The sequence below is a fragment of the Nonomuraea lactucae genome (genome assembly GCF_003313395.1).
GTDB lineage: Bacteria > Actinomycetota > Actinomycetes > Streptosporangiales > Streptosporangiaceae > Nonomuraea > Nonomuraea lactucae.
On the sequence record NZ_QNFZ01000778.1, the window covers coordinates 1 to 4,793 of the forward strand.

Genomic DNA, 4,793 nt, shown 5'->3' on the forward strand with positions numbered 1-4,793 from the left:
CGAGGCGTTCGCCGCGGCCAGGGAGGCCGCGGCGAGGCTGGCCGGCGCCCTCCGGGGCGCGGGGATCGCCGAGGAGGACCTGCGCACCACGGAGCTGTCACTCGGGCCCGAGTACGAGTCCTATCCCAGAGTGTCGGCCTACCGGGCGGCGCAGGGCGTCGAGGCCGTGGTGCGCGACCTGTCGCGGGCCGACCGGGTGATCGACACCGTCGCCGGCGTGGGGGAGGAGGCCCGGCTCGGCGGGGTGGCGTTCGAGCTGTCCGACCCGTCGGGGGCGCTCGCCGCCGCCCGGACCAGGGCGTTCGAGGACGCCGCCGCCAAGGCGGCCCAGTACGCCGGGCTCGCCGGGCGGCCCCTCGGCAGGGTGGTCTCGGTCTCGGAGGAGGCGCGGGGCGGGCCGCAGCCGATGGCGTACGCGGCCATGGCCGTGGAGGACAAGGCCTCGGTGAGCCCCGGGCGCCAGGTCCTGTCGGTCGGCGTCCGGGTGGTCTACGCCTTCGCCGAGTAGCGCCCCGGTCAGGGAGCGCTAGGGGAGCGCCAGCATGCGGTCGAGGGCCACGCGGGCCCAGTGTGCGGTGTCCTCGTCCACCGTGATCTGGTTGACCACCTCGCCCAGCGCCAGCGACTCCAGCGCCCACACCAGGTGCGGCAGGTCGATCCGGTTCATGGTGGAGCAGTAGCAGACCGTGCGGTCGAGGAACGAGACGCTCTTGTCGGGGAACATCTGGCCGAGCCGCTTGACCAGGTTCAGCTCGGTGCCGACGGCCCAGCTCGACCCGGCGGGCGCCGCCTCCAGCGTCTTGATGATGTGCTCGGTGGAGCCGACGTGGTCGGCCTTCAGCACCACCTCGTGCCGGCACTCGGGGTGGACGAGCACGTTGACGCCCGGGATGCGCCGCCGTACGTCGTCGACCGACTCGGCCGTGAAACGGCCGTGCACCGAGCAGTGGCCCTTCCACAGGATCATCCTGGCGCGCTCGAGCTGCTCCCGCGCGAGGCCGCCGTTCGGGCGGTGCGGGTTCCACACGACGCAGTCGTCGAGCGACATGCCCATCTCCAGGACCGCCGTGTTGCGGCCGAGGTGCTGGTCGGGCAGGAAGAGCACCTTGCCGGCCCGCCCGAAGGCCCACTCCAGGGCCCTGCGCGCGTTGGAGGAGGTGCAGACCGCGCCGCCGTTCCTGCCGCAGAACGCCTTGATGTCGGCGCTGGAGTTCATGTACGTGACGGGGATCACCTGGGCGGCCAGGCCGGCGTCCTCCAGCGCCTCCCAGCACTCCTCGACCTGGTCGAACGTGGCCATGTCCGCCATCGAGCAGCCCGCGGCCAGGTCCGGCAGGACGACCTTCTGGGCGTCGCCCGTCAGGATGTCGGCCGACTCGGCCATGAAGTGCACGCCGCAGAAGACGATGTACTCCGCCTCCGGCCGGGCGGCCGCCAGCCGCGCCAGCTTGAACGAGTCTCCGGTCACGTCGGCGAACTGGATCACCTCGTCCCGCTGGTAGTGGTGGCCCAGCACGAACAACCGGTCGCCGAGCGCCTCCTTGGCCCTGCGCGCGCGGTCCACCAGGCCGGGGTCCGACGCGGGCGGCAGCTCGCCCGGGCAGTCGACGCCCCGCTCCGCGTGCGGATCGGCCCCCTGGCCGAGGACGAAGAGCGGCAGCCCAGTCTGGGTGGCCATGGCCACACCCCCTTATCGTCGAAGTGACGATACTTATCATGGCACACGGTCGGGGGTGTTCCGTTCCGGGGCCGACGGGCCGGGGGAATGTGAGGCACCCGGCAGGAGTTGGTAGCTTCTAAGTAGGACGTCAGAAACAGACAGCCGGGTTAGGGAGTCAGCAGATGACGGTTGAGAGCAGCGAGACCACGACGCAGGGCCTGATCCTGACTGACGCGGCCGCCGCCAAGGTCAAGAGCCTGCTCGAGCAGCAGGGCGAGGAAGGCCTTCAGCTGCGCGTGGCCGTGCAGCCGGGCGGCTGCTCCGGCCTGCGCTACCAGCTCTTCTTCGACGACCGCTCGATGGACGGCGACGTCGTGTCGGACTTCGGCGGCGTGAGCGTGGTCACCGACAGGATGAGCGCCCCCTACCTGCTGGGCGCGACCATCGACTTCGTCGACACCATCGAGAAGCAGGGGTTCACCATCGACAACCCCAACGCCACCGGATCGTGCGCCTGCGGCGATTCCTTCAACTAGGCGCGACTTCACCTGGGCGCGACCGAGCGCCTGACGGGTCGTCACGACACGGTCCCGCTCGCCTTTGTGCGCGCGGGACCTTCGCGTATTCTCGTGGGGCTCATTTGGCTTGCCGACAACGAGGAAGAAGAATCCCGTGCGCATCGCCGTCACCGGCTCCATCGCGACAGACCAACTGATGACCTTCCCGGGAAGCTTCGGCGATCAGCTCATCGCCGAGCAGCTCGACCGGGTGTCACTCTCGTTTCTGGTCGACGACCTGCAGATCCGTCGCGGGGGGTGCGCGGCGAACATCTCGTTCGGCATGGGATGCCTCGGCCTGACGCCGATCCTCGTGGGCGCGGTGGGCAACGACTTCGCCGACTACCGTTCCTGGCTGGAGCGCCACGGCGTCGACTGCGTGTCCGTGCACGTCTCGGAGCACCACCACACGGCCCGCTTCCTGTGCACCACGGACGAGCACCACAACCAGATCGCCTCTTTCTACACCGGCGCGATGGCCGAGGCGCGGCTCATCGAGCTGCGGCCCGTCGCCGACCGCGTGGGCGGGCTCGACCTGGTGCTGATCAGCCCCAACGACCCCGACGCGATGCTGCGCCACACCGACGAGTGCCGCCAGCGGGGCATCGCGTTCGCCGCCGACCCGTCCCAGCAGCTCGCCCGGATGGCCGACGACCAGATCCGTGAGCTGGTGGCCGGCGCCGCCTACCTGTTCTCGAACGACTACGAGAAGGGGCTCATCGAGCAGAAGACCGGCTGGTCGGCCGAGGAGGTCCTCGACCGCGTCGGCGTCCGCGTCACCACGCTCGGCCCCAAGGGCGCGGTCATCGACCGCAAGGGCGAGCCGCCCATCCACGTGGCGCCCGCTCCCGAGCTGGGCAAGGCCGACCCCACGGGCGTCGGCGACGCCTTCCGCGCCGGGTTCCTGGCCGGGCTGGCCTGGGGGCTGCCGCTCGAGCGCTGCGGCCAGATCGGCAATCTGACCGCCACCCACGTGCTGGAGCGCGTGGGCGGGCAGGAGTACGAGCTGGGGCAGAAGGTCTTCCTGGAGCGGTTCGGGGCCGCGTACGGGGCCGCCGCGTCCGCCGAGGTGAGCGCGCACATCCGCTGCCACCACCCCTGACCCCCGACGGTGGTGCCGCCGGCGGCGCCACCGCCCCGAACGGGCGCGTCCCCGCCGCGCGAGGTGCGCGGCGGGGACGTGTGCGGGCGGGTCAGCCCCCCGCGTAGATGCGGTGGACGAACTCGGCCAGCTGCTCGTCCGGCAGATGCCTGGCCAGGTCGGCCTCGCTGATCATGCCGACGATGCGGTCGCCCTCGACCACGGCCAGCCGCTTGATCCGGTGCCGCTCCATGCGCGAGAGCGCCTCCTCGATCGGGGTGTCGGGCGTCACGGCGACCAGCCCGGCCACCAGGTCGCCGGCCCTTATCCTGGACGGGTCGAGGCCCTCGGCCACGCATCTGACCACGAGGTCGCGGTCGGTGATGATCCCCATGACGCGGTCGTCCGCGTCGCAGACGGGCATGGCGCCCACGTCGAGGTCGCGCATCATCTGGGCGGCCCTGTCGAGGGTCTCGTGCGCCGTCAGGCACTCGGCGCCCGGGTGCATGACGTCGCGGGCGGTCTCGTGCGGGTGTCCTTCGGTCATGTCTCATCCCTCCGGAGGTAGACGATGCTCCGGAGAGGCCCTACCCACATCGGACGAAGTGCCACACACAGCGCAAATCGGATGGCCTGTGCCGCCGGTCAGTAGTTGCGCATCACATGGATGGCCCAGCCACCGCCGGGCAGCTCGTACGAGCCCACGTGACGGTGCGACTTGAGACGGCACCAGGCGGGCACGTCGGTGTAGGCGGCCGGGTCGTCGGCAAGGACGGCGACCACCGCGTTGAGCGGCACGTAGTTGATCTGCTCGGCGAGCATGATGATCGGGATCGGGCACTTCTTCCCGAGCGCGTCGATCGTCAGTGCGGGCTGAGTAACGTCGGTCATGCGACTCCTGCGTCCTGGCGGATCCGGCGCACCAGCTCGGGCAGCACGGCGAGAAACCTGTCGACATCCGCCGCGGAAGCGCCCCTGGGCAGCGAGACCCGGACATTCCCATGCGTCAGCACGCCCATCGCTTCCAGGACGTGTGATGGACGAAGCGTACTAGCGGTGCACGAACTTCCGGACGACACGGCGAAACCGGCCTTGTCGAGCTCCGTCAGCAGCGCCTCGCCGTCCACGTACAGGCAGGAGAACGTCACGATGTGCGGGGCGCGCTCGACGGGGTCGCCGATCACCTCCACGTCCGGGACGATCCTCGGCACCGTCTCCCTGATCCGGTCGACCAGCGCCGACAGCCGGGCACCCTCGCGCTGCGCCTCCGCCGTCACGGCGCGCAGGGCGGCCGCCGCCGCCACGACGGCGGGCACGTTCTCGAAACCCGGGACCCGGCGGCGCTCCCGCTCGTCCTCCGGCAGGAACGAGCGGAACCGGGTGCCCTTGCGCACCGCCAGCACCCCCACCCCGGCCGGGCCGCCCCACTTGTGCGCGCTGGCCGTCAGCACCGACCAGCCCGGCGGGATCGGCAGCCGCCCGGCCGTCTGCGCCG

At 71.2% G+C, this 4,793-nt stretch carries 7 protein-coding genes; 3 read left to right on the forward strand and 4 right to left on the reverse strand.

Annotated elements, in window-relative coordinates:
- A partial coding sequence (locus tag DQW85_RS27350; RefSeq protein ID WP_113702786.1) for an SIMPL domain-containing protein occupies nt 1-508 on the forward strand: 508 nt, incomplete at its 5' end.
- Nucleotides 509-526: 18 nt separating this feature from the next.
- On the opposite strand, the gene nadA is transcribed toward DQW85_RS27350, so the two are convergent.
- Entirely contained in the window at nt 527-1,678 is a 1,152-nt protein-coding gene (gene nadA / locus DQW85_RS27355) for a quinolinate synthase NadA (protein WP_113702792.1), read from the reverse strand.
- A gap of 164 nt (nt 1,679-1,842) precedes the next feature.
- Here nadA and erpA point away from each other — a divergent pair, with 164 nt between their 5' ends.
- Both erpA and DQW85_RS27365 read left to right on the forward strand, forming a co-directional pair.
- Nucleotides 1,843-2,196: an iron-sulfur cluster insertion protein ErpA gene (erpA, locus tag DQW85_RS27360; RefSeq protein ID WP_113702787.1), complete on the forward strand. Its 354-nt coding sequence runs from the start codon at nt 1,843-1,845 to the stop codon at nt 2,194-2,196.
- A 136-nt stretch (nt 2,197-2,332) separates the two neighbouring features.
- Nucleotides 2,333-3,319, forward strand: coding sequence for a carbohydrate kinase family protein (locus DQW85_RS27365; protein WP_113702788.1), 987 nt, complete (start codon nt 2,333-2,335; stop codon nt 3,317-3,319).
- A gap of 91 nt (nt 3,320-3,410) precedes the next feature.
- Here the strand turns inward: DQW85_RS27365 and DQW85_RS27370 are convergent, their stop codons facing one another.
- The 3 genes from DQW85_RS27370 to DQW85_RS27380 form a co-directional block, all read right to left on the reverse strand.
- Nucleotides 3,411-3,845, reverse strand: coding sequence for a CBS domain-containing protein (locus tag DQW85_RS27370; RefSeq protein ID WP_113702789.1), 435 nt, complete (start codon nt 3,843-3,845; stop codon nt 3,411-3,413).
- A gap of 98 nt (nt 3,846-3,943) precedes the next feature.
- Nucleotides 3,944-4,189 carry a sulfurtransferase TusA family protein gene (locus DQW85_RS27375; RefSeq protein WP_113702790.1) on the reverse strand — a complete coding sequence of 82 codons (246 nt, stop codon included), beginning with the start codon at nt 4,187-4,189 and terminating at the stop codon, nt 3,944-3,946.
- Nucleotides 4,186-4,793, reverse strand: a 608-nt coding sequence (locus DQW85_RS27380; protein WP_113702791.1) for an aminotransferase class V-fold PLP-dependent enzyme, incomplete at its 5' end; no start/stop codon positions are given. The genes DQW85_RS27375 and DQW85_RS27380, both read right to left, overlap by 4 nt.